This window comes from Actinomadura sp. 9N215 (genome assembly GCF_044326345.1).
Lineage (GTDB): Bacteria > Actinomycetota > Actinomycetes > Streptosporangiales > Streptosporangiaceae > Spirillospora.
Genome location: NZ_JBIRBA010000006.1, coordinates 173,574 through 196,133, shown reverse-complemented (window position 1 = coordinate 196,133; position 22,560 = coordinate 173,574). Strand labels below are relative to the sequence as shown.

The 22,560-nt window shown below is 72.6% G+C and carries 22 protein-coding genes; 10 read left to right on the top strand and 12 right to left on the bottom strand.

Features of this window, described 5'->3' with window-relative positions:
- The first annotated feature begins 80 nt into the window (after nucleotides 1–80).
- Complete coding sequence (locus tag ACH34T_RS12825; protein ID WP_395992287.1) at nucleotides 81–236, top strand: hypothetical protein; 156 nt, start codon at nucleotides 81–83, stop codon at nucleotides 234–236.
- Between the two features lie 605 nt (nucleotides 237–841).
- On the opposite strand, the gene ACH34T_RS12820 is transcribed toward ACH34T_RS12825, so the two are convergent.
- The 7 genes from ACH34T_RS12820 to ACH34T_RS12790 all read right to left on the bottom strand — a co-directional run bounded on the left by ACH34T_RS12820 (nucleotide 842) and on the right by ACH34T_RS12790 (nucleotide 9,603).
- On the bottom strand, nucleotides 842–2,335 hold the full coding sequence (locus ACH34T_RS12820) for an alpha/beta hydrolase (RefSeq protein ID WP_395992286.1): 1,494 nt from the start codon (nucleotides 2,333–2,335) through the stop codon (nucleotides 842–844).
- 102 nt (nucleotides 2,336–2,437) lie between these two features.
- Nucleotides 2,438–2,578, bottom strand: a complete 141-nt coding sequence (locus ACH34T_RS12815) for a hypothetical protein (protein WP_395992285.1) — start codon at nucleotides 2,576–2,578, stop codon at nucleotides 2,438–2,440.
- A gap of 74 nt (nucleotides 2,579–2,652) precedes the next feature.
- Nucleotides 2,653–7,086, bottom strand: coding sequence for an Hsp70 family protein (locus ACH34T_RS12810; RefSeq protein ID WP_395992284.1), 4,434 nt, complete (start codon nucleotides 7,084–7,086; stop codon nucleotides 2,653–2,655).
- A gap of 148 nt (nucleotides 7,087–7,234) precedes the next feature.
- Complete coding sequence (locus ACH34T_RS12805) at nucleotides 7,235–7,948, bottom strand: GAP family protein (protein WP_395992283.1); 714 nt, start codon at nucleotides 7,946–7,948, stop codon at nucleotides 7,235–7,237.
- Nucleotides 7,945–8,550 (bottom strand): TetR/AcrR family transcriptional regulator, encoded by a 606-nt coding sequence (locus tag ACH34T_RS12800; protein WP_395992282.1) that lies wholly within the window; start codon nucleotides 8,548–8,550, stop codon nucleotides 7,945–7,947. The genes ACH34T_RS12805 and ACH34T_RS12800 overlap by 4 nt, the downstream gene beginning before the upstream one ends.
- 15 nt (nucleotides 8,551–8,565) lie before the next feature.
- A complete protein-coding gene (locus ACH34T_RS12795; RefSeq protein ID WP_395992281.1) occupies nucleotides 8,566–8,967 on the bottom strand; it encodes a RidA family protein in 402 nt (133 codons plus the stop codon).
- A gap of 45 nt (nucleotides 8,968–9,012) precedes the next feature.
- Nucleotides 9,013–9,603, bottom strand: coding sequence for a DUF1772 domain-containing protein (locus ACH34T_RS12790; protein WP_395992280.1), 591 nt, complete (start codon nucleotides 9,601–9,603; stop codon nucleotides 9,013–9,015).
- A gap of 81 nt (nucleotides 9,604–9,684) precedes the next feature.
- Between ACH34T_RS12790 and ACH34T_RS12785 the strand changes: the two genes are divergently transcribed.
- Nucleotides 9,685–10,629: an AraC family transcriptional regulator gene (locus ACH34T_RS12785; RefSeq protein ID WP_395992279.1), complete on the top strand. Its 945-nt coding sequence runs from the start codon at nucleotides 9,685–9,687 to the stop codon at nucleotides 10,627–10,629.
- On the opposite strand, the gene ACH34T_RS12780 is transcribed toward ACH34T_RS12785, so the two are convergent.
- A complete protein-coding gene (locus ACH34T_RS12780) occupies nucleotides 10,618–11,559 on the bottom strand; it encodes a LysR family transcriptional regulator (RefSeq protein ID WP_395992278.1) in 942 nt (313 codons plus the stop codon). The two genes, ACH34T_RS12785 and ACH34T_RS12780, sit on opposite strands and share 12 nt — an antisense overlap.
- 69 nt (nucleotides 11,560–11,628) lie before the next feature.
- Here ACH34T_RS12780 and ACH34T_RS12775 point away from each other — a divergent pair, with 69 nt between their 5' ends.
- The 4 genes from ACH34T_RS12775 to ACH34T_RS12760 all read left to right on the top strand — a co-directional run bounded on the left by ACH34T_RS12775 (nucleotide 11,629) and on the right by ACH34T_RS12760 (nucleotide 15,957).
- Complete coding sequence (locus ACH34T_RS12775) at nucleotides 11,629–12,390, top strand: class I SAM-dependent methyltransferase (RefSeq protein ID WP_395992277.1); 762 nt, start codon at nucleotides 11,629–11,631, stop codon at nucleotides 12,388–12,390.
- 90 nt (nucleotides 12,391–12,480) lie between these two features.
- Nucleotides 12,481–12,930 carry a helix-turn-helix transcriptional regulator gene (locus ACH34T_RS12770; protein WP_395992276.1) on the top strand — a complete coding sequence of 150 codons (450 nt, stop codon included), beginning with the start codon at nucleotides 12,481–12,483 and terminating at the stop codon, nucleotides 12,928–12,930.
- Nucleotides 12,931–12,935: 5 nt separating this feature from the next.
- The gene (locus tag ACH34T_RS12765) at nucleotides 12,936–13,349 is read left to right on the top strand and encodes a VOC family protein (RefSeq protein WP_395992275.1); all 414 of its coding nucleotides are present in this window, start codon (nucleotides 12,936–12,938) and stop codon (nucleotides 13,347–13,349) included.
- 217 nt (nucleotides 13,350–13,566) lie between these two features.
- On the top strand, nucleotides 13,567–15,957 hold the full coding sequence (locus ACH34T_RS12760; RefSeq protein WP_395992274.1) for an ATP-binding cassette domain-containing protein: 2,391 nt from the start codon (nucleotides 13,567–13,569) through the stop codon (nucleotides 15,955–15,957).
- Nucleotides 15,958–16,154: 197 nt separating this feature from the next.
- Here the strand turns inward: ACH34T_RS12760 and ACH34T_RS12755 are convergent, their stop codons facing one another.
- Nucleotides 16,155–16,934, bottom strand: a complete 780-nt coding sequence (locus tag ACH34T_RS12755) for a peptidoglycan recognition family protein (protein ID WP_395992273.1) — start codon at nucleotides 16,932–16,934, stop codon at nucleotides 16,155–16,157.
- Nucleotides 16,935–17,055: 121 nt separating this feature from the next.
- Between ACH34T_RS12755 and ACH34T_RS12750 the strand changes: the two genes are divergently transcribed.
- The 3 genes from ACH34T_RS12750 to ACH34T_RS12740 all read left to right on the top strand — a co-directional run bounded on the left by ACH34T_RS12750 (nucleotide 17,056) and on the right by ACH34T_RS12740 (nucleotide 19,652).
- Entirely contained in the window at nucleotides 17,056–17,532 is a 477-nt protein-coding gene (locus ACH34T_RS12750; RefSeq protein WP_395992272.1) for a MarR family winged helix-turn-helix transcriptional regulator, read from the top strand.
- Nucleotides 17,533–17,619: 87 nt separating this feature from the next.
- Nucleotides 17,620–18,711, top strand: coding sequence for an NAD(P)/FAD-dependent oxidoreductase (locus tag ACH34T_RS12745; protein ID WP_395992271.1), 1,092 nt, complete (start codon nucleotides 17,620–17,622; stop codon nucleotides 18,709–18,711).
- A 26-nt stretch (nucleotides 18,712–18,737) separates the two neighbouring features.
- Nucleotides 18,738–19,652, top strand: coding sequence for an LLM class flavin-dependent oxidoreductase (locus ACH34T_RS12740; protein ID WP_395992270.1), 915 nt, complete (start codon nucleotides 18,738–18,740; stop codon nucleotides 19,650–19,652).
- A gap of 61 nt (nucleotides 19,653–19,713) precedes the next feature.
- Here ACH34T_RS12740 and ACH34T_RS12735 read toward each other — a convergent pair whose 3' ends face one another.
- On the bottom strand, nucleotides 19,714–20,166 hold the full coding sequence (locus ACH34T_RS12735; protein ID WP_395992269.1) for a DUF4260 family protein: 453 nt from the start codon (nucleotides 20,164–20,166) through the stop codon (nucleotides 19,714–19,716).
- A gap of 72 nt (nucleotides 20,167–20,238) precedes the next feature.
- Nucleotides 20,239–20,991 carry an FkbM family methyltransferase gene (locus tag ACH34T_RS12730; protein WP_395992268.1) on the bottom strand — a complete coding sequence of 251 codons (753 nt, stop codon included), beginning with the start codon at nucleotides 20,989–20,991 and terminating at the stop codon, nucleotides 20,239–20,241.
- Nucleotides 20,992–21,088: 97 nt separating this feature from the next.
- Here ACH34T_RS12730 and ACH34T_RS12725 point away from each other — a divergent pair, with 97 nt between their 5' ends.
- Entirely contained in the window at nucleotides 21,089–21,679 is a 591-nt protein-coding gene (locus ACH34T_RS12725) for a class I SAM-dependent methyltransferase (protein ID WP_395992267.1), read from the top strand.
- A gap of 41 nt (nucleotides 21,680–21,720) precedes the next feature.
- Here the strand turns inward: ACH34T_RS12725 and ACH34T_RS12720 are convergent, their stop codons facing one another.
- Nucleotides 21,721–22,542, bottom strand: a complete 822-nt coding sequence (locus ACH34T_RS12720) for an SAM-dependent methyltransferase (protein ID WP_395992266.1) — start codon at nucleotides 22,540–22,542, stop codon at nucleotides 21,721–21,723.
- Nucleotides 22,543–22,560 lie beyond the last annotated feature (18 nt).

Sequence of the window (22,560 nt, the reverse complement as noted above, 5' to 3'; positions counted from 1 at the left end):
TGGTCTTCTCCCACGCGCCAGCGGTCCCCGGCTCGTACGGCGTCCAAGGCATCTATGGCGGTGGCTTCGATGGTCCACGGGTGTGGCTCTACCGCTGGTCCTATGAGCCGGACGGCTGGACGGCCATCCTGCAAGCCCACGGCTTCGTGGAGGTCACGTCTCATGTGGAGGCCGCGCCGACCCCGGACCACGTCGGCACCCTCATGGCGCAAGCTCGCCGTGCCCGGAACGCTTAAGCGGGACTTTTCGAAATCATAGTTCCGATGTTCGTCAGGAGCGAGGCGTCCTCACGGGCCTCGGCGGCTACGGCGTCCACCACGGCGTAGGCCGTGTCCTTCACGCGCTGCAGCTCGGGCGGGAACGAGGGATCGATGGTCACGTTCGGGCACTGACGCCGACTAGCAGAGCCCCAGCATCTTGAACGGTACAAGGCACGGCTGCGTCGGGGCCGCCTGGGCGGAGGATCGGGCGGGTGTGGCGTGGGCAGGTGCGGCGACCAGGCCGGAGGCCAGGGTCAAGGCCGCGGTGAGCGTCGTTCCGGCGGCCAGTGTCGACAGGACCGTGGTGGCAGAGAGCCTCATCCCAACATCCTCACTCTTCGTAACTGAAATGTGCGGAGAGTGATATTGCCGGAGGAGTGTCGGGTAAACCCCTGACCCACAAGGCTCGGGCACGCGGACCGTCGGGCGCCAGCGAGCGACAAAACCTTCCAGAGCGGGCCCGGCCGCCACCGTCCGCACCCCCGCCTCGGGTCAGCCCGTCGCCCCGAACAGCAAGATCAGCGGATTAGGAACGGGCGCTTGAAGGGACGGCCGGGTTTTGGCCGTCCCCTTTCTTGCGGTTATGCCGGGCAGGTTGTGTCGTGGTGGGGGCGGTGGCCGGTGGTGAGGAAGTCGGTGACGGTGCGGTCGCCGCAGGCGTTGCCGGTGCCGAGGTAGGCGCCGTGGCCGCCGCTTTCGACGGTGACGAAGCGCGCCCGGTCGCCCAGTGCCCGGCGCATCTTCAGGCCCGCGAAGTGGGGGGTGGCGGGGTCGCGCCGGTTCTGGATCATGAGGATGTTGGACGGGCCCTCGTCCGTGATGCGGGCAGGCTGCTCGGCGGGGGCGTTCCAGAAGACGCAGCCCCAGATGCTCTGGGGCATACCGGCTGTGAGCGGGTGGCGTGCGCGGTCGGCGGCCACGGCGCGTTCGTAGGCGGAGACCGGCTTGCGCGGCCAGCGGACGTCGTTGCAGACGACCGCTATCGCCACGGCCGCGTCCTCATCCGGCAGCGGTCCGGCGACGTCCGGGGGGAGGACGGGCGTGGCCTCCGGGTCCAGGGCCTGCTTGACCAGCCGGGCCAGCGAGGGGAAGGCGGTGTCGCTGGACAGGGCGTTCTGCATCGCCTGCCGCAGCCGGTTGCCGGTGAGCGGTACGCCCGCGGTCGTGGTCTCCTTCGGCGCGCGGTCCAGGCGCGCCGCGAGGTCGAGGAAGAGCGGGCGGACGTCCTCGGCTCCCTCCGAGAGGCGCAGCCCCTCGCTCTCGCGGGCCGGGTCGGCCGCCCAGGCGGCGAAGTCGGGGAACCGGTCGTCGGCGGCCTGTGCCCAGTTCGCCAGCCAACCCCGTGCGACGCGCTCAGGGTCGGGGTCGTTGCTGCTGTCCAGCACCCAGCGATCGGTGTGGCGCGGGTATTTCTGCGCGTACACGGCCGCGACGTAGGTCCCGTACGAGATCCCCCATGCCGACAGCCGCTGCTCGCCCAGGGCCTGCCGGAAGCGGTCGATGTCGCGTGCCTCGTTGAGGGTGGTGAAGCTGCGCAGCACCGCGCCGCCGTTGCGGTCGCAGGCGGCGGCGGTGCGGCGGGCGCGGGCGACGTTCTCCGTGATGTCCCCGCCCGGGCCCGGCCAGGACTTGAGGTTCACCAGGTGCCGGTCGTCCTCGTCGAGGCCGCAGCTCGCCGTCGTGCTCCCGCCCACACCGCGCGGATCCATGCTGACGATGTCGTACGCGCCATCCAACGCCGCGCGCAGGGCGTTCCCCTTCAGCGTGAGCCGCTGCACCCCGGAGGCGCCCGGCCCGCCCGGGATCACGATCAGGGTCCCGCGCCGCGCGGACGGCCGTTCGCTGCGCAGCCGGGAGACGGCGAGGGTGAGCCGCGGGCCGTCCGGGTCGCGGTAGTCGAGCGGCACGGGCAGCTCGGCGCATTCCTGCCCGGCCGGGCCGCCGGGCTTGGCGCACGGCTGCCAGGTGAGGACGGGCGGCACGGGGCTGGGAGACGCGGCGGCCGGGGCGTGGAGCGCAGGGACGGCGACGGCCGAGGCGGAGAGGGCGAGGACGAGAGCATGTCGAGTACGCATCGACTGGCTGCCTTTCCAGGAGGGTGCTGCGCGAGAGCGCTGTCCGTCACCTGAATGCTGGCCGTCGAGCCTCTGCCGGCGGCAGCCTCGATGGGTTGAACCTCACGTCCACCAGTCGGTGGACACGGCCGTGATGCGCGTCCCGCCGCCCACTGGGGACGGCCAGGTGCCGGACGTCCCTTGTCCTCCCAGCGCGACGCGTCCCCGGGTCGGCAGGTCCAGGATCCAGGCACGGCTCGGCATCAGCACCCGCCTGGACCCGGACGAGATGGGCGGCCAGGAGGGCGGCCCGCCCTGACCCTGGGGCCTTGCTCGGGCTAGGTGGTCGTGTCGAAGCCGGCGCCGGTGAGGAGGGGGGCGAGGTCGTCGATGGTGATGGCGAAGGCGACGTCGGGGCGGCTGGGAGGGCCGGTCAGGACGCCGACCGCCTCGCCGAGGTCGTTGAGCAGCGGGCCGCCCGCGGCGTCGGGCGGGAGGGTATGGCCGGTGCGGAACACGTTGAGGTTCTGTTCCGGGAAGGACTCGAACGCGTCCACCACGCCGGGGAGCAGGGACTGGTGGGCGGCGGCGTACACCCGGTCGCCGATCCGGACGAGCTTCGCGTGCCCCAGCCTCAGTGGAGGCTCCTCGACGGGGGCGGTGAGCTGGAGGACGACCGTGCTGAGGTGCGGTGATTCGGGCGTGAAGATGTGCCCGACGGTGTGCGTGCCGGTCTGGGTGCGCACCTGGACGTCCTCGGCGGCGCGTCCGCCGAGGCGGCGGCGATCGGTGATCACCAGGCGGTCCGAGATCAGGAAGCCGCCGCCGGTGCCGATCTGGACGAGGGCCGATCGCAGGCGCGGCAGGAACTCCTCGGTTCGCGTGGCGTCAAGAACGACGGCGCCCAGCAGGTCGGCGTTGCCGGTGAGGGCGCGCCGGTACTCCTCGGCCGCGCCGGTCTCGGCCAGGCAGTGCAGCCAGCGCCGGACGTCCTCGGCGTCGTCGAGCCGGTCCGGCAGGTCGGCCCGCGCTTCGAGCGCGCGGACGTAGTCGCCCGTGGCGTGCCGGCTCCGGAACCGGCGGCGCGGGTCGGTCGCGGAGTCGGCGAGCCGGGTCAGCACCGTGTTCCACAGCCTCACCTGGGCCAGTCCGGACCGCAGCCGGGCGAGGTGGTCGTCCAGCAGGGTCCGCAGGTGCCTGCCCTCGGCGAGGTCGGCCTCCTCCCGGCCGAGGTAGGACCGCGCGGCGGCGGCCAGGTCGAGCATGGGCGCCCGCAGCCCCAGCAGCTCGGTCTCCAGCTCGGTCGGGGCCGGGCCGTAGATCTCCGCGAGCACCCGCTCGGTCGCCTCGTCGAGGCGGGCGCGCGTGGCGCGGTGGTCGCCGAGCCGCGCGCGGAACTCCCGGAAGAGCGCCTCGGGCTGGGCGCGGCCGGCCTCCTCGACGAGCCGGGACAGCTCGTCCTGGAGCTCCGCCGCCTCCCGCAGCCTCGCCTCCCGTTCGAGCTGGGCCCGCCGCCGCTCCGCCAGCACGCTGATGTCGTCGGGGGAGAGCAGCGTGGTGTCGCGGAGCTTGACCGACTTGCGGCCGCCGCTCCTCTTGTCGATCGCGGTGACCTCCAGGACGCAGCTGGCGTCGATGGCGAACGTCACCTCGATCTCCGGGGTGCCCGCGGGCGCGGGCGGGATGTCCAGCACGAACTGCCCGATCTTGGACTCCGGGCGGAGGTCGCCGTTGAAGACCTCGATGCGGACGGCGTCCTGGCCGTCCAGGGTCGTGGTGTACATGCCGTTCCGGCTGACGGGGATCTTGGTGTTGGCCGCGATCAGGGTGGAGAACTCCTCCGTGCCTGGCTCGGGGGAGGTCTTGATTCCCAGGGCGATCGGGGTGACGTCGTGCAGGAGGTGCTCCTTGAGCACGCCGCTGAGCGCGGCGGCCTGCAGCGCCGCGCCCGTCGCCACGGCGGTCCGCGGATCGGCGAGCACCGTGCGCCGCAGGCCGAAGACGTCCTCGACCACACCGGCCACGAGCGGCGACAGCATCGGGCCGCCGACCAGGACGAGATGGTCCGGCTCCTCCCGCAGCGCGGACCGCAGGCTCTCGCAGGTGTCGCGGAGCCCGCGGAGCCGCTCGGCGAGGATGCCGGCGAGGTCGTCCCGGCTCAGCTCCAGGCGGAAGCCCGGGTCCCCGTTGAATCCGGGCATCGGATACTCGGCCTCGCGCTGCGTGGACAGGCGGATCTTGAGGTTCTCGGCGGCGATCTCCAGGCGGAGCCGGTCCCTGCCCTTGGCGGGCACGTCGATGCCGTCCCGGACGAGGCGGTCCACCAGCGCCGTGGCGACCGCCGTGTCGAAGTCCTTGCCGCCGAACCCGGTGTCGCCGCTGACCTGGTGCACGTCGTAGACGTCGTCCTCGACGTTCAGGGCGCTGATGTCCAGCGTGCCGGCGCCGAGGTCGACGACGACGATCTCGCCGGTCAGCCGCCGCTGCCGGGTCGCCGCGATGCACGCCGCCGTCGGCTCGTGGATCAGCCGGGCAAGCTCCACCCCGGCGATCTCGCAGGCGTTCCGGGTCGCCTGTTTCTGGTTGTTGCGGAAGAAGGCGGGAATGGTCAGCAGCGCCTGGGACCGTTCGATCCGGACGTCGTGACCGTCCCGCAACGCCGTCACCCATTCGGTCCTGACCTCGGCGAGTTCGGCGCGCGCCAGTTCGGCCACGCGTTCCAGCACCCGCTCGGTGAGAAAGTCCTCCACCATTTCGCGCGCATGGGCGATCAACCGGGCCGCCACCTCCTCGGACCGGTAGACGCGGCCGCGCATGCGGTACTTGGTCACGCCGCCGATCCGGCGCTTGGCAGCACTGATATGTCCTTTCACCCAGCTCGCGAGCATTTCCTCGCCGCCGACGCCGACGCGTTCGTTGCCGTCCTCGTCGAGGCTCAGGGTCGACGCGAAGTAGGGGTGTCCCTTCCAGGGGCACAGCACCGGCTCGCCCTGGACCGTGTCGTAGATGGCGGCCACGGACGTGGTCGTGCCGAGGTCGAGCGCCCAGATGCGGGCGTAGCGCTGGTCGACGTCGAGCCGGGCCTCGGCCACCCATTCGGCGGCCCGCTCCTCGAACGCGGCGCGGTCGTCCGCGCTGAGCGACTCCAGGCGCTGGCGGACCTGCTGTTCGAGGCGCGGAGGGAGGAGGGAGTCCTCCGTCAGCCGCCGGAGCTCCTCGAACCCGGCCGTCCCCTTGCCGTGGACCTCGACGGCCCGCAGGCACAGCCCGGCGAGCCGGTCGGTGTCGCCGCTGCGGCGCAGGCAGTCGATCAGCCGGACGTCCTCGATCGCGTCGTCGCCGCGCCATTCGATCAGCAGGCGAGCCGCCTCGGCCGGACGGTCCGCCCGCAGGTAGAGCGCGATCGCCCGCTCCGGGTCCCCGGCCTCCGCGTGCAGCTCCGCCGCGCCGACGAGGTCGCCGCCCGCCTCCCGGGCGGCCGCCCGGGCCTCGCGGCCGCCGGTGTCGCCGCGCAGCACCCGTTCGGCCTCGCCCAGCCGGTCGGCCTTCAGGTACAGCCCGTGCGCGCGGTACAGGTCACCGGCGTTCTCGGCCTGCCGCGCGGCCGCGGCGTGGTCGCCCGCGCCCTCCTCGAACCGGCTCCATCGCAGGCAGGCCTCGTTCCGGTCGTCCGCCGCGGCGTCCTCGACCGCGGCCTGGAAATGCAGCCGTCCCGCGGTGACGATCGCCTTGCGGCGGGCGGCCAGTTCCGCACGGCGCCGCGTCAGGGCCTCGGGCGGTTCCACGGCCCGGTCGAGACACTCGATGACCTCGTGCGCCCGCGTGACCGCATCGGTGAACTCCCGCCGTTCGACGAGCGCGTCGATCTCCGGCCAGACCTCGCCGGCCAGCCGTTCGAGCCGGTCAGGACGGTCCGCCGGGCACGCGTCCAGCGCCTCGCCGAGACGGCCGAGCCGCTCCAGGCACTCGCTCTCCCGCTCCCGCCGTCCCGCGGCCCGGAAGAGCGGCAGCGCCTCGGCGTACTCGGCGGCCTCGAACAGGTGCTCGGCGGCGTGCGCCTGCAGAGCGGCGAGGTTCGCGTCGCCCTCGCCGCGCGCCAGCTCGATGCCGGCCCGGACGTCCTCGATCCGCGACGACCGCAGACAGCAGCGCAGCGCCTCCTGCCGTTCGGCGGGCGACTCAGCCAGCCGGACGGCCCGCGCGCCATGACCGAGGAAGGCGTGCACGGCGAACAGATCCGGCACCGACGACTCCGGCAGCTGGGCGAAGAACGCGCTCCACAGCTGCTCGTCCCGGCCCAGGGGCGACTTCCTCATGTGCGCCCGCAGCGCGCCCGCGAGGACGTCGCGTTCGAGGATCCCCAGCTCCTGCCAGCGGTTGAGGCCGGTGACCATGCGGTTGGCGTCGCCCAGCTCGGCGAGCAGCTCGGCCAGCCGGTCCCGGGCGGTCCGCTGGACAGCGGGAAGCCTCAGCCGCGTCGCCACCTCGAACACCACGGTCAGCACCTTCATGTCCTGGCCCGACGCGAACCTCGCGAGCAGTTCACGGTCCGAAGGGCGGAACACCGACGCGTAGGTGTCGGCGGGGAAACGTTCGTCGTACTCGCCGAACGTGTGGCTCGCGGCCGGCGGATCCTTTTCCAGCTCCTCAAGGAGAGCACCGACGTAATCGCGCGCGGCCTTCTCCATTTCTCTTCCGGTGAGCGAGGGCTTGGCGAATGCCGCCTCCAGCCTGCGCAGCCGCCGATTATGACGTCGCCCCAGCCCCGGCATGGCGCCACCTTCCAGATCTCCAGATGTTCGGTACCGCTGATGCTACAAAGCCGCTTTCGAGAGGGCTGCCGTCCCCGAGTTCCGCGCCGTGAGCGGCCCCGTTCACACCCGGGTGAAATGGACGCCGCCAGAGCGTTCCGCCCCTGGTCTAAGGGTCGGTGGCGAGGGCGACGATCGCGTTCAGGGTCAGGCCGATGCCGACGCCGCCCACGGTCCAGCCCAGCGCCTTCGCGCTGTTCCTGGTCAGCCAGTCGTTGATTCGCCGCAGCAGGGGGTCGACCTTGGCGTGGGCGGTGAGCCGGGCCGTGGCCAGGACGAGCGCCGGGACGGTCATCACCACGCAGTATCCGGCGAGCGCCGCGCCGGTGAGCTGCCAGCTCATGCCCGCGTTGGCGATGAGCCCGACCGCGCCCAGGTAGGGCAGCATCGTGGCGACCTCCAGCCCGGCCGCCACGAGGGCCAGGCTCATCAGCCCGGACGGGCCGCCGCTCCCCGCCATCGCACGCGCCCGCCAGCGCTGCACCCTGCCGGGGGAGTCGCCCTGCCCGCGAGCCCGCGCCTCCAGCCAGTAGCTCAGGACGATGACCAGCACTCCCGCCACCAGCTGGCACCATCGCAGGAGGACGGGTGAAACGCCGGAGAACGCGTCGCGCGCGGCCTGGAGCGCGGCGTCGGCGCCCAGGGTCAGCAGGATTCCGGTGGCGAAGTAGAACGCCGCGACGGTGGCGAGGTAGACGGCGATCCGGGTCGGGTGGAGGCGGCCCGGCGTCAGCAGCAGCCAGATCGGGATGAGCAGGGTGCCGAAGCTGGTGCTGTCGAGAAGGCTCAGCCCCAGCAGCGCGCCCGCGAGCGTCGTGCTCATCCGGCCTTCTCGTCCCCGAAGAGCCGGTCGACGTAGCGCGTGAGCGCCGTCCGCAGCTCGTGCGGGCCGTATCCCTCGTGGGTCGCGGCGTGGTGCAGGCTGAGGCCGTCCACGAACGCGACGAGTGCCGCCGCCTCCGCCGCGACATCCGTTCCCGCCGGGAGTTCGTCCCTGCGCCGCGCGGCGCGGAGAGCCTCGGCGATCCCGTCGACCAGCTCGCGGGTGGCGGCCTTGTGGGTGGCGGCCATGTCCGGATCGGTTAGCGACGCCTGGAGGAAGCTCAGCCAGACCCGCAGCTCCCGGGACCGCTCCTCGTCCAGCGGGAGGAAGGTCTCCATGATCCGGACGACGATGCCGCGCACCGGGGGAGTGACGTCCACCTGCCGGACCCGCTCACGGGCCCGGCCGTAGATCCACTCGACGCCGAACCTGAGCAGGTCGTCCTTGGTGCGGAAGTAGCGCTGGACGAGGCCCACGGACACCCCGGCCGCCGCCGCGACGTCGGCCAGGGTGGTGCGGGCCAGACCGCGCTCGGCCACGGTGGACATCAACGCCTCGGCCACCTGGGTCCGGCGGGCGCCGGCGTCGACGTGTCGGGTCATGAAAATAATATTAACCTATTTTTTGGCCTCCGGGTCGCGCCGGCGGGCGTAGACCTCAATCTCGATCTTCATGCGGGGGTCGGCGAGGCCGCAGACGAGCATCGTGGCGGCCGGGCGGACGTCGCCGAAGCGGCTTCGCAGGACCGGCCAGCAGGGCTCGAAGTCCTCGCGCTCGGGCAGCAGGTAGCGCACCCGGACCACGTCGGCGAAGGTGCACCCCGCCTCGGTGAGCGCGGCCTCGACGTTGCGCAGGCACTGCTCGGCCTGCGCGACCACGTCGTCGGAGATCGTCATGGTGGCGTAGTCGAACCCGGTCGTCCCGGACACGTGCACCCAGTCACCGTCGACCACGGCACGGGCGTATCCGATCTGCTCCTCGAAGGTCGAACCGCTGAGGATCGCGCGTCGCTCTGTCATCCGCCGAATGCTAGGGAGCCTCGCGTCGACACGTCTAATACGCGGTCAGTGCTCCGTCCGTTCGGTGGGTGCGGGGTGGCGGTGGATCGCGAGGGCCCAGGTGAGGCAGCCGAACGCGAGCGTCGTCGACAGGGCGCGGACGGTGTTCCAGGCTGTCCATTTCGCCTCGTCGAGCCGGGCGCGGGCGGCCGCGAAGTCGGCGTCGGTGCGGAGCTCGCCGCCCTCCATGATCTTGTCGTTGAGCGGGAAGTGGACGCCGAACGTGACCACGTTCGCCACCAGGTAGAACGCCAGCGCAGCCCCGACCCACAGCAGCACCCGCCGCCGTCCGGGACGCAGGTGCAGGGCGACGGACAGGCCGATGAACAGCAGGGCGCCGGTGAACTCGACGCCGACGAACAGCGGATTGTCGATCGCCTCGTTGAGCGCCCGGAAGGCCGTGACGAAGGTGCGGTCGTCGAGATCGCGCAGCCCGGGCATGATCGTGTTGGACCAGTCGGTGAAGACGCCCGCCGTCAGCCCGGTCGTGAGGGTGGCGATGATCAGGCTCGCGGTCGTCAGCGCGCCGCCTCCGGCGCGCCGCCGGTCGGCGGCCTTCGGGCGGCGGACCGGCGCGTTGAACGTTGGAGTGCTCATACGTCCAGGCAACCGGGCGGGGACGAGATCATCCATGGCTCGGTGACGCAGATCCATGTGAATTCGTCTAGCGTGGACCGGGTGGACGCGCTGACCGCACTGCTGGACGCGCCCCGCGCGCAGGGCGCCTTCCTGCTCCGCGTGACGATGACGCCGCCCTGGGCCGTCCGGGTGCAGGACGAGGCGCCGCTGGCGGTGGTGGCGATGACGGGCGGGTCCGCCTGCTACGCGCCCGACGACGGCGACCCGGTGCGGCTGGGTCCCGGCGACCTGCTGCTGATCGCCAGGCCCGATCCCTACCTGTTCGCCGACGACGTCGACCGTCCGCCGCAGGCCGTGATCCACCCGGGCGGACGGTGCGAGACCCCGGCGGGCGCGAGCCTGGACCTTCCCACGTTCCGCGGCGTGCGCACCTGGGGGAACGCCGCGACGGGACGCGACACCATGCTCGTCGGCACCTATCCGAGCGTGAGCGAGGTCGGCTCGCGGCTGATCAAGGCGCTGCCACCCGCGCTGCTGGTACGGGCGGACGATCACCATCCGGGGCTCGTCGAGCTGCTCGCCGGTGAGCTCCGCGGGGTGGGGATCGGCCAGGCCAGCCTGCTCGACCGGCTGCTCGACTGCCTCACGGTCGCCGCCATCAGGCAGTGGGCCGAGTCGCCGTCCGCCGACCCGCCCGGCTGGCTCCGCGCGGGCGCCGACCCGGTCGTCGGCGCCGCGCTCGACCTGATGCACGACCAGACCGCGCAGCCCTGGACGGTCGCGTCCCTGGCGCGGCGGGTCGGGATGTCCCGCGCCGGTTTCTCGCGGCGGTTCGCGGCCGTGGTCGGTGAGCCGCCGATGGCCTACCTCACGTCCTGGCGGCTGGCGCTCGCCGCCGACCGGCTGCGCGCCGAGGATCTGCCGGTCTCCCGCGTGGCGGCGGACGTCGGCTACACCAGCCCGTTCACGTTCAGCACCGCCTTCAAGCGCCACTACGGCGTCAGCCCGCTCACCTACCGCCGGCGCGCCGAGCTACCCGCGTGAACGACCGCTGAAGTCCGCCGGTGGGGCCCGGTGGGGCTCGGTTGCTCGGCGGAGCAGGTCGAGCATGCGGTGCGCCGCGGGCGGACGATGACGCGCCTCGCCGGTGACCGCCAGGACGCGCCGGGCGGGCAGCGCCGGGACGGTCGGCCGGAGCACGATGTCGTCGCGCGCCCGCGGCCGCGCGAGTTCGGGAAAGAGCATGATGCCCGCGCCCGAGGCGACCAGCGCCTGCTTGCCGTGCCAGTCGTCGCACTGGAGGCCGATCCTGGGCCGGAACCCTGCGGCCTCGTGGAAGCGGTCGAGCGGGCCGCAGCAGTCGGGGTGGGCGCCGTCGATCCAGGTCTCGTCCGCCAGGTCGGCCAGCCGGACCCGTCGCCTCGGGGCCAGCCGGTGGCCGCGTCCCAGGGCGACGCAGAGCCGGTCGTCGAGCAGCGGCGACACGTCGAGCCCGTCCGCGTCCCCGGGGAGGCCGGGGCCCCACTCGGCCATCAGGGCGAGGTCGAGCTCGCCCGCGCGCACGGCGGCGAGCGTCTCGTCCGCCCGGCGGCCGAGCATCAGCGCGAGCTCGACGCCGGGATGACGCTCGCGGAACACGGCGATCACCGAAGGGACCAGGGAGGTGTTGGCGGTGGCGAAAGCGGCCATCCGCAGCCGTCCGCCGTCCAGCCGGGCCAGCCCGCGCACCTCGCGCTCGGCGGCGGCCACCGACGCCAGGATGACGCGCGCGTGCGCGTGGAGCAGTTCGCCCGCCTGCGTGAGCCGGACGCCCCTGGGCAGACGGCGCACCAGCGGCACGCCCAGCTCCCGTTCCAGCGCCGCGATCTGCCGGGAGACCGCCGGCTGCGTGCAGTACAGCGCCTGCGCGGCCCCCGAGAACGAGCCGTGCTCGGCGACCTCGGCGAGCACGCGCAGCCGCTGAACGTCAAGCATGTCCCGAGCGTATGCCAGACCCAACGAAGTCTCAGTGGTGCCGATGGGCGACCGCGCCGAGGATGGGGCGTGTCCACCGCGAACGCACCCGGAGGCGATGTGCGAAGCAAGGAACTCCCGGCCAGGTACGAGTTCGTCCTCGGCCGCCTGCCCGACCGGCCCGCCCGAGTCGTCGAGATCGGCTGCGGGGACGGCGACCTGGCCCGTGCGATGGCCCGTGCCGGTCACGACGTCATCGCGGTGGACCCGGAAGCCCCACAGGACGCCGCGCCCGTGGCCGGATTGGAGTTCAGGCGATGCGCGTTCGAGGACGCCGAGCTCACCGGGGGCGCCTTCGACGTCGCCGTCGCGTCGCTGTCGCTGCATCACGTCGGTGACCTCGGGCACGTCCTCGACAAGACGGCCGGGCTGCTGCGCGACGGAGGCACGGTGCTCGTCGCCGAGTTCGGCTGGGACCTCATCGACGAAGCCAGCGCGCGCTGGTACAACGCCCACCTCCCCCCACCGCCGTACCCGCCGGAGGCGTTCCTGGCCGCGCACTGCGACCGCTGGCGGCAGGACGCGGCCGCCGGCCGGAGCCGCCCGCTCACCGAATACGTCGCGGAGTGGGCGGCCGGTGAGCGGATGCACCCGTCGAGCACGCTCCTGCGGGAACTACGGTCGCGGTTCGAGCAGCGGCACCTCGCGTGGCTGCCGTACCTCCACGACGGCCTGACCGCGACCGAGGCCGACGAGGCCGCGGCGATCCGCGCCGGCCGCATCCGGGCGACCGGCTTCCACTTCACCGGCACCGCGACTCCACCGGTGCCCGCGACGACCCGCAGGCGGTGACGTGGGCCTGTCCCCTCGGCCCTGAGACGGGGCTCACGGGGAGCGCCGGCGGCTTAGACAATTCGGACAGGACGTGGGACGATTCCGCAGGTGAGCAGCAGATCAGCCGAGGCGCAGCGCCTGAGTGACCTCGCGTTGCTGCGCCGCGTCCGCGACCGGATCGACCGGGACTACCGGCAGCCGCTGGACGTCGAGGCGCTCGCCCGCGGCGTGAACATGTCGGCCGGGCACCTCAGCCGTCAGTTCAAGCAGGCCTACGGCGAGTCACCGTACGGCTACCTGATGACGCGGCGGATCGAGCGCGCGATGGCGCTGCTGCGCCGCGGCGACCTCAACGTCACCGAGGTCTGCTTCGAGGTCGGATGCTCGTCGCTGGGCACGTTCAGCACGCGGTTCGCCGAGCTGGTCGGCGTCCCGCCGAGCGTGTACCGGCGGGAGCAGGCGCGGGCCACGGCGGGGATGGCGCCGTGCGTGGCGAAGAAGGTCACCAGACCGATCAGGAATCGAGAAGCACCGGTCTCCGAGCCGCAACTAGCGTGACAGCCATGGACATCAGCATTTACCAGACCTTCCTTCCGCACGACGACCCGGACGTGTCGCTGGCCTTCTACCGCGACGTCCTCGGCTTCGAGGTCCGCAACGACGTCGGCTACGGCGGGATGCGCTGGATCACGGTCGGCCCGGCCGGCCAGCCCGGCACGTCCATCGTCCTGGAGCCGCCGGTCGTCGAGGGCTGCGGCATCACCGACGACGAGAGCCGCATGATCACCGAGATGATGGCGAAGGGCACCTACGCGGGCATCAACCTCGCCACCGCCGACGTCGACGAGACGTTCGCGAAGCTGGCGGCCGGGGGCGCGGAGGTCGTCCAGGAGCCGACGGACCAGCCGTACGGCATCCGCGACTGCGCGTTCCGCGATCCCGCGGGTAACCTGCTCCGCATCCAGCAGCGGACCTGAGCCGTCCCGGCGACCGGTCCGACCCGCCCAGGGCTGCCTGCGCGAAGCCCGACCTGCGCAAAGCCCGACCGCACATAGCCTGACCTGCGCAGACCCCGACCTGCGCAGAGCCTGACTGCACATAGCCTGACCTGCGCAGACGGCACTTTGAACGAGGCCGCCCCCGGCGCCGGTGGCGGCCTCCGGCACGAGCGTACGCGGCACGGATGGAGACATGATGAGCATCACCAGGGGGACGGACGGGCGGCCGTCCGAGGCGCACGCCGCCGACGGCCACGATCTGATCCGCGTGCACGGCGCGCACGTGAACAACCTCAAGGACGTCAGCGTCGAGATCCCGAAGCGCCGGCTGACGGTGTTCACCGGCGTGTCGGGCTCGGGCAAGAGCTCGCTGGTGTTCGACACGATCGCCGCCGAGTCGCAGCGGATGATCAACGAGACGTACAGCGCGTTCGTGCAGGGCTTCATGCCGACGATGGCGCGGCCCGAGGCCGACCTGCTGGAGGGGCTGACGACGGCGATCATCGTCGACCAGGAGCGGCTGGGCGCCAACCCCCGCTCCACCGTCGGCACCGTGACCGACGCCAACGCGATGCTGCGGCTGCTGTTCAGCAGGCTCGGGCAGCCGCACATCGGGCCGCCGAACGCGTTCTCGTTCAACGTCCCCTCGGTCAAGGCGGCCGGCGCGATCACCGTCGAGCGCGGCGGCGCCGCCAAGGCCGAGAAGGTCACGTTCAGCCGTGCCGGCGGGATGTGCCCGCGGTGCGAGGGGCGGGGCATGGTCTCCGACATCGACGTGCGCCAGCTGGTCGACGACTCCAAGTCGCTCAACGAGGGCGCGATCACCGTCCCCGGCTACAAGGCGGGCGGCTGGTCGGTGAAGATGTTCGTCATGACGGGCTTCTTCGACCCGGACAAGCCGGTCCGCGACTACACCGACCAGGAGCGCCACGACCTGCTCTTCCGCGAGCCCGTCAAGGTGAAGATCGACAACACGAACATCACGTACGAGGGGCTGGTGCCGCGCGTCCAGAAGTCGTTCCTGTCCAAGGACAAGGACGCGATGCAGCCCCACATCCGGGCGTTCGTTGAGCGTGCGGCCGTCTTCACCGCCTGCCCCGACTGCGGCGGCACCCGCCTCGCCGAGGCCGCCAGGTCCTCGAAGATCAAGGGGATCAACATCGCGGACGCGTGCGCGATGCAGATCAGCGACCTGTCCGGCTGGGTGCGCGGCCTGGACGAGCCGTCCGTGGGGCCGCTGCTCACGACGTTGCAGGCCACGCTCGACTCGTTCGTGGAGATCGGGCTGGGCTACCTGTCGCTCGACCGGCCGTCCGGCACGCTGTCGGGCGGGGAGGCGCAGCGCACCAAGCTGATCCGGCACCTCGGCTCCGCGCTCACCGACGTCACGTACGTGTTCGACGAGCCGACCATCGGCCTGCACCCGCACGACATCCAGCGGATGAACGAGCTGCTGCAGCGGCTGCGCGACAAGGGCAACACGGTCCTCGTCGTGGAGCACAAGCCGGAGACGATCGCGATCGCCGACCACGTCGTCGACCTCGGCCCCGGCGCGGGGACGGCGGGCGGCACCGTCTGCTTCGAGGGGACCGTCGACGCCCTGCGCGGCAGCGACACGCTCACCGGCCGCCACTTCGACGACCGCGCCACGCTGAAGGACACGGTGCGCAAGCCGTCCGGGACGCTGGAGATCCGCGGCGCGAACGCCCACAACCTGCAGGACGTGGACGTCGACGTCCCCCTCGGCGTGCTCTGCGTCGTCACCGGCGTGGCGGGCTCCGGCAAGAGCTCGCTGATCAACGGCTCGGTCACCGGGCGGGACGGCGTCGTCACCGTCGACCAGGCTCCGATCCGCGGCTCGCGGCGCAGCAACCCGGCGACGTACACGGGGCTGCTCGACCCGATCCGCAAGGCGTTCGCGAAGGCCAACGGCGTTCAGGCGTCGCTGTTCAGCGCGAACTCCGAGGGAGCCTGCCCCGCCTGCAACGGCGCGGGCGTCATCTACACCGAGCTCGGTTTCATGGACGGCGTCACCACCACCTGCGAGGACTGCGAGGGCAAGCGGTTCGAGGCGTCGGTGCTGGACTACCACCTCGGCGGCCGCGACATCAGCGAGGTGCTCGCGATGTCGGTGGCGGAGGCCGAGGAGTTCTTCGGCGCCGGTGACGCGCGCACCCCCGCCGCCCACAAGATCCTCGCCCAGATGGACGGCGTCGGCCTCGGCTACCTCAAGCTCGGCCAGCCGCTGACCACCCTGTCCGGCGGCGAGCGGCAGCGGCTCAAGCTGGCCACCCACATGGGCGAGAAGGGCGGCGTCTACATCCTGGACGAGCCGACCACCGGCCTGCACCTCGCCGACGTCGAGCAGCTGCTCGGCATGCTCGACCGGCTCGTCGACTCCGGCAAGTCGGTGATCGTCATCGAGCACCACCAGGCCGTCATGGCGCACGCCGACTGGATCATCGACCTCGGCCCCGGCGCGGGCCACGACGGCGGCAAGATCGTCTTCGAGGGCGCCCCCGCCGATCTCGTCGCCGCCTGCTCCACCCTCACCGGCGAGCACCTCGCCGACTACATCGGCCGCTGACGCCGGAACCGCCTCCCTCTCCGGAGACGGCCCCACCGCAGGCCAGACGCCCTACCGCAGGCCGGACGGCCCCACCGCAGGCCGGGCGGCCCCACCGCAGGCCGGGCGGCCCTGCCGCAGGCCGGGTGGCTCCGCCGCAGGCCGGGCGGCCCTGCCGCAGGGCGGGCAACCCCGCCCGCTGCGCCGGGCGGTCGCTGTTAGGCGGCCGGGCCGTGGTCGAAGGTGTGGCGTGGGCCGGGGAGCCCGCTGGGCTTGGGCGGCGGGCCCAGCGGGACGCGCCGCAGGCCGAGGCTTCCGGCGACCTCGTTGCGGAGCCGCGGCAACCGCGCGTACAGCACGTCGCCGGGACAGGCGGTGCTGTTGTAGTCCCGGTGCCCGACGATGGCCGCGTGCGGGTCGAGGCCGTGGACGTCGCACAGCCACGCGCACGTCGCGACGAGCGCGTCCCAGAGTTCGCCGGTGGGCTCCGCGGTCATGTAGGTGCCCTCGTTCTCGATGCCGATCGTGTGATCGTTGTGGCCGAGCGTCTGCGCGCCGACGACGAGGTTCCCGGCGCCGATGGCGGCGAGGCTGCGGTTGCGTCCCTCCATGAGGTGGCCGCCGCGGCTGATGGTGAGCTGCTGGCCGGCGTCCTCCCAGCCGTTGGTGTCCATGTGGAACTTCTGGATCGCGCGGGACAGCTCGAAGGCGTGCTCCAGCGAGCGGTCGGCCGAGTTCGCCGAGGCGGTGTGGTGGACGACGATGTGGTCGGGAGCCCGGTCCAGGACGTCCGCGGCCATCTTGGGCGCACGCGCGCGCCACTCGGCACGCGTGTACCGGCGCGGCACGGCCCGCGCCGCGGCTGCGCGCGCTGAGGTGGCGTGCGTGGAGGTGGCGTGCGCGGAGGCGGGGGGCTGCGGGCCGAGCAGGGCGCCGCCGGCGGCGACGGCGGCGCTTCCGAGCAGGCCACGGCGGGTGAAAGGAACATTGGCGGGCACGAGTGACTCCCCTCTAGCTGGCGGTGGCCGGGGCTGCCGATCCTGCGTCAAATCTCCCGCCACCACAACCCCGCCGCCGGAGGAATCAGTTCGTCATGCGAACTGTGGGTATGCTGGTCACGTGGGTACGCAGGATGGTGAGCGGATCGGGGTCGTGGGCGCGCTGGTGCAGAGCGCGTTCCTGGTGAACGCCGTGTACGCCGAGTCGGCACGGGAGCACGGCATCACGTCGCAGCAGGGCGTGCTGCTGTGCGTGCTGATGATGCGGCCGCGCGGGATGGGCGAGCTCGGCGCGATGCTCGGCCTGGCCAAGTCGAGCCTGACCGGCCTGGTCGACCGGACGGAGCGCAACGGCCTCGTCCAGCGGGAGTCCGACCCGACGGACATGCGGGCGGTGCGGGTCGCGCTGACCCCGGAGGGCCGCAAGCTCATCGACGCGTTCTATCCCGAGACGTGCCGCCGGGTCGAGCGGCTCGCGGACGGTCTCGACGAGGCCGAACGGGACGCGCTCGCCGACGCGCTCGGCCGCGTCGTCCTGGACAACGAGGTCCCGGTGGTCTTCATGGAGCCGGGGGAGGGGCCCTTCTCCAAGCACTGAGTCCGTATGACAGGGGGTTGAAGTTCGTAGCACGAACTAATATGGTTCGTGACACGAACTCTTCTCCTATCAGCGGAGCGTGCGATCATGAACCGAACTGTCGCGGTCATCGGCGGAGGTTACGGGGGATCGGCGGTCGCCAAGGCATTGGACGCCGAGGCCGACGTTCTCCTCATCGAGCCCAGGGACGCGTTCGTCAACGCGGCCGGATCCCTGCGGGCGCTGACCCAGCCGGACTGGGCCGGCAACATGTTCTTCCCCTACGACGCGCTGATGACCAGGGGCACGGTGATCCGCGACCGTGCCGTCTCGGCCGACCCGGGCGGCGTCACGCTCGAATCGGGACGGCGCGTCGAGGCCGACTACCTGGTGCTGGCGTCCGGGTCCAGCTACGTCTACCCGGCCAAGCCCGACGCCGACACCACCGGCGCCGCGCTGGACGACCTGCGCGAGACGCACAAGGAGCTGGCCGCCGCCGACCGGGTACTGATCGCCGGGGCGGGGCCGGTCGGGCTGGAACTGGCCGGTGAGATCAAGGAGGTCTGGCCGCGCAAGTGGGTGACCGTCGTCGACCCGGTCGAGCACCTGCTCCCCGGCTTCCATCCCGAGCTGCGCGAGGAGCTGCACCGCCAGCTCGACGCGCTGGACGTCCGGCTGCTGCTCGGCGCGGGGCTGACCGCGCCGCCCGCGCCGAGGTCCGGCCGGGCCGAGACGTTCACCGTCGCCACCGACGGCGGCGCGGAGATCACCGCGGACATCTGGTTCCGCGCGTACGGCGTGCACGTCAACAGCGAGTACCTCGCCGACGGGCGGCTCACGGCCCGCACGGCGCAGGGCGAGGTGCCCGTCACCGAGACCCTCAACGTCTGCGGGCACGACCACGTCTACGCGGTCGGCGACATCACCGACGTGGCGGAGGCGAAGCGGGCTGGGCACGCCATGAGCCACGCCGAGGTCGTGGCGGAGAACATCCTCGCCCAGCTGCGCGGGGAGCGGGCCCCGGCGGTCTACCGGCCGTCGTCCGACCTGATGATCCTGCTCCCGCTCGGGACGCGCGGCGGCGTCGGCCAGATGGCCACGGAGGACGGGCCGTCCGTCCTCCCGGCCGAGGCGGTCGCCGAGTACAAGGGCGCCGACCTGTTCACCGGACGGTTCGCCGAACTGTTCGGCACCGCCTGAGAAGGCCCGGAAAGGAGGCAGGACAAATGCCGGTGAAGGATGTCGTGTTCGGCTTCGCCCCCCACAGCGGCGTCGGCGACGCGCCCGGGCTGCTCCGCCTGGCCCGGCAGGCCGACCGGGACGGTCTCGACTTCTTCTCCCTGTCGGACCACCCCTACCTCGGCGGACGCCTGGACGCCTACGCCGCCATCGGCTTCGTCCTCGGGCGGACGGAGCACATCGCGGGCCTCGCGAACGTCACCAACCTGCCGACCCGTCCGGCGCCGATGCTGGCGCGGACGGTGACGTCGCTGTCGGCGCTGTCCGGCGGCCGGATCGTGCTCGGCATGGGCGCGGGCGGACGCTGGGACCGGATCGCCGACCTGGGCGTGCCGCCGCTCTCGCCCGGCGCCGCCGTGGACGCGTTCGAGGAGGCGATCGTCCTGGTCAGGAAGCTGTCCGGCGGCGGCCCTCCGGTCACCCACCGGGGCCGCCACTACCGGGTGGACGAGATCGACCCGGCCCCCGTCGCCGCGCCGCCCGTGTGGACGGGCTCGGTCGGGCCGAAGTCCCTGGCCGTCACCGGACGGGTCGCGGACGGCTGGATCCCCGGCCACGCGGCCGACTGGCTGAGCGATCGATACCGCGAGTCGCGGCCGGTCATCGATGAGGCGGCGGCGTCGGCGGGCCGCGATCCGGGGGAGATCCGCACTGTCTTCAACCTCCCGGGCCGCGTCACCGGCCGTCCGCTGGCCGCCACGCGCGACCGGTCGGGCCGCTGGATCGGCGGTTCCGCCGCCCAGTGGGTCGAGGAGCTGACCGGGGCGGTCCTGGAGCACGGCGCGTCGGGCTTCACGTTCTTCCCGGCCGGTGACGGGGCGCCTGACGACACGTCCCTCGGACGTTGGGCCGGGGAGATCGCCCCGGCCGTGCGCGAAGCGGTCATGAAGGAGGCCCGATGACCGCGCCGAAGCGACGATCATCGGGCCTCAGCCGGGGCCGCGCCCGGAAGGGCGGGGCCGGTCAGCCGCGCTGGAAGCCGTCCTTGGTGCGCAGGCCGTAGCCGAGCGCGCGGTCGAAGGAGATGTGGGCCAGCCAGCCGCACATCCCGGCGAAGATCGGCGCCCAGGTGAAGGGCGTGAACGTGTAGATCGCGATGAGGGCGACGGGGACCAGCGCCCGGTGCGCGGCGTTGTAGTACGGGACGGCGCGCGGCGGGAGCTGGCCCTTCTCGACCTTGTGGGCGTCGCGCGCCCCGGCCAGGAAGGTCAGGTCGGGGGCGACGAAGAAGACGACGGCGAGGAGGGCGGCGAGCCAGCCGTGGTTGACACCTTCGAGGACGGCGAACGCTGTCCAGAACAGGGCGTTGGCCAGCCATGCGGCGCGGCGGACGGTACGGCCGAGGCCGGACTTGGCAGCGGCAGAGGCGGGGGCAGAGGCGGGCTTGGTGGCGGCGGGGGCGGTGATGCTGCTCATGGCCTGGCTCCTTGCGCGGGCGGCTAATGCTCTTAGCTATAACCATAAAGCTAAGAGCATTAGCCGTCAAGCTCAATGTCGCAGGCGCGCGTAGACGTCGCCGGACCGGCCGCGCGGGCGGATGCGCTCCAGCTGCCGCTCCAGCGTGGCCGCGTCCAGCCAGCGCCCGGCGGCGAACCGCATCGTCTCGACGGGCGAGTAGTTGTAGACGTAGCCGCCGGCCGCCGCGCCGAGCCGCTCCACCAGGCGCAGCGCCTCCAGCCCGGCCTCGTGCGCGGACGGGACGTACTCGAACGAGAGCGCGGGCACGACACGGCTGAGGCCCGCGAGGACGTCCGCCTCGAAGCCCTCGACGTCGATCTTGCAGAAGGCCGGGACGCCGTGGGCCGCGATGAGGCCGTCCAGGGTCGTCACGTCCACCTTGACGCTGCGGTCCCAGCGGACGCGGGCGAAACTGCTGTCCGTCGCCACCGACTCGATCCAGTCGCGCGACATCGAGGAGACCGTCGGCGTCGCCGTCGACAGCGCCAGCTCGGCCTGGCCCGGCCGCGCCCCGACGGCCTCCGGCACGATCGTCACGCCGCCGTCGCGGCCGTAGAAGAGGCGCAGGGCGCGCAGGCAGTCGGGCTGCGGCTCGACCGCGACGACCCGCGCCCCGAGCCCGCGCCACACGCGCACCCGTCCGCCCACGTGGGCGCCGACGTCGAACGCGAGATCACCGGGCTTGAGGAACTCGCCGTAGAGGCGCGACGCCCGCCGGTGCTTGCCCGGGACGCCGTAGTACATGACCAGGGAACGAGCCATTCCGTAGGCGCGCAGCAGCATCCGCCGACACTACCGCGCCAGGTTGCGACCAGGCCGCCGCCAAGCCGCGGCCGGGGTGGGCGGATTCCCCGCGCCACCTCGGGGAACGTCCACCGAGGTGGAGACCAGGCCGTGGACCTCGGGGCAGGCCACCCGCTCGGCGTTCATCGTGCCGGACGGGCTGCGCGGACGGCTCGCCGGACGCCTCATGCTGCGCATGAACAGGCAGGACGAGGTCGCCGCGCTGCTCGGCGTCCGGCCGGGGGAGCGGGTGCTGGAGATCGGGTACGGGCCGGGCGGCCTGGTCCGCCGCCTCACCCGGACGCCCGCCGGACGCGTCTGCGGCGTCGACCCGTCCCCGGAGATGCGGGCCATGGCCGTCAAGCACGCGCCGCGGGCCGAGCTCCGGCTCGGATCGGCCGCGGACACCGGGTTCGGCGACGCCGAGTTCGACTGCGTCGTCTCGGTCAACAGCGTGGCGCTCTGGCCGTGCCTGGAGAGCGGGCTGGACGAGCTGCGCCGCGTCACGCGTCCCGGCGGCCGGGTGCTGATCGCCTGGCACGGCGGCCGCCGCCCGCCGAGGGTCGCGCGCCGCTTCCGGCTTCCGGACGATCAGCTCCGCCGCGTCGAGGACGGACTGCGCCGCCGGTTCGCGGACGTGACGCGGCGCGAGCTGACGGAGCTGACGGCCTTCACGGCGCGCCGGTAACGCCGGTAACGCCCGGAATGGCGGGATCGGCGGGATCGGCGTCAGGGCTTGCGGGCCACCCCGCCGTAGATGGAGACCTGCGAGTCGTCGATCGTGCGGGCCTCGTCGTCCGGGCGCCAGTGGTGGACGGGCGTCACGCCCGGCTCGACCAGTTCCAGCCCGTTGAAGAAGCTCGTGATCTGCGCCGTCGTGCGGCCCTTGGAGCGGATCCCGTGCTCGTTGTGCTTCTTCACGGCGGCGCGGACCGGCCCGGCCGCGCTCTCGATGTTGATCGTGGAGAGGGCGAGGTAGCTGCCGGACGGGAGCGGCTCCATGAGCCGCCGGACGATCCGCTGCGCCTCGTCGTCGTCGTGCACGAAGTGGATCACGGTGAGGAGGCACAGCGCGACGGGACGGCTCAGGTCGAGCGTCTCGTGGACCTCCGGCGCGGTCAGCACGGCGTCCGGGTCGCTCAGGTCGGCCTGGATGTAGCGGGAACGTCCCTCGGGGGTGCTGGTGAGCAGGGCGCGGGCGTGCACGAGCACGATCGGGTCGTTGTCGACGTACACCACCCGGGAGGCGGGATCGACGTCCTGGACGACCTCGTGCAGGTTGGGCGAGGTCGGCAGGCCGGTGCCGATGTCCAGGTACTGGCGGACGCCGCGGTCGGCCGCCAGGTACCGCGCGACCCGGACCATGAAGTTGCGGCTCGCGCGCATCGACGTGCGCATGTACGGCGCTATCTTGACGACTTCCTCGGCGGCCTCCCGGTCGGCGGCGTAATTGTCCTTGCCGCCGAGCAGGTAGTCGTACACCCGGGCCGAGTGGGCGACGTCCGTCCGCAGATCGGCCGAGGGCGGTTCTCTGTCTGCTGTGTCCGGCACGGAAGCCCCCATCGGTCG

Excerpts from the sequence above, each read along its gene's own strand:
- ACH34T_RS12820 (WP_395992286.1), bottom strand. The coding sequence starts at position 2,335 with ATGCGTACTCGACATGCTCTCGTCCTCGCCCTCTCCGCCTCGGCCGTC.
- ACH34T_RS12815 (WP_395992285.1), bottom strand. The coding sequence starts at position 2,578 with ATGCCGAGCCGTGCCTGGATCCTGGACCTGCCGACCCGGGGACGCGTC.
- ACH34T_RS12810 (WP_395992284.1), bottom strand. The coding sequence starts at position 7,086 with ATGCCGGGGCTGGGGCGACGTCATAATCGGCGGCTGCGCAGGCTGGAG.
- ACH34T_RS12805 (WP_395992283.1), bottom strand. The coding sequence starts at position 7,948 with ATGAGCACGACGCTCGCGGGCGCGCTGCTGGGGCTGAGCCTTCTCGAC.
- ACH34T_RS12800 (WP_395992282.1), bottom strand. The coding sequence starts at position 8,550 with ATGACCCGACACGTCGACGCCGGCGCCCGCCGGACCCAGGTGGCCGAG.
- ACH34T_RS12795 (WP_395992281.1), bottom strand. The coding sequence starts at position 8,967 with ATGACAGAGCGACGCGCGATCCTCAGCGGTTCGACCTTCGAGGAGCAG.
- ACH34T_RS12790 (WP_395992280.1), bottom strand. The coding sequence starts at position 9,603 with ATGAGCACTCCAACGTTCAACGCGCCGGTCCGCCGCCCGAAGGCCGCC.
- ACH34T_RS12780 (WP_395992278.1), bottom strand. The coding sequence starts at position 11,559 with ATGCTTGACGTTCAGCGGCTGCGCGTGCTCGCCGAGGTCGCCGAGCAC.
- ACH34T_RS12765 (WP_395992275.1), top strand. The coding sequence starts at position 12,936 with ATGGACATCAGCATTTACCAGACCTTCCTTCCGCACGACGACCCGGAC.
- ACH34T_RS12760 (WP_395992274.1), top strand. The coding sequence starts at position 13,567 with ATGAGCATCACCAGGGGGACGGACGGGCGGCCGTCCGAGGCGCACGCC.
- ACH34T_RS12745 (WP_395992271.1), top strand. The coding sequence starts at position 17,620 with ATGAACCGAACTGTCGCGGTCATCGGCGGAGGTTACGGGGGATCGGCG.
- ACH34T_RS12740 (WP_395992270.1), top strand. The coding sequence starts at position 18,738 with ATGCCGGTGAAGGATGTCGTGTTCGGCTTCGCCCCCCACAGCGGCGTC.
- ACH34T_RS12735 (WP_395992269.1), bottom strand. The coding sequence starts at position 20,166 with ATGAGCAGCATCACCGCCCCCGCCGCCACCAAGCCCGCCTCTGCCCCC.
- ACH34T_RS12730 (WP_395992268.1), bottom strand. The coding sequence starts at position 20,991 with ATGCTGCTGCGCGCCTACGGAATGGCTCGTTCCCTGGTCATGTACTAC.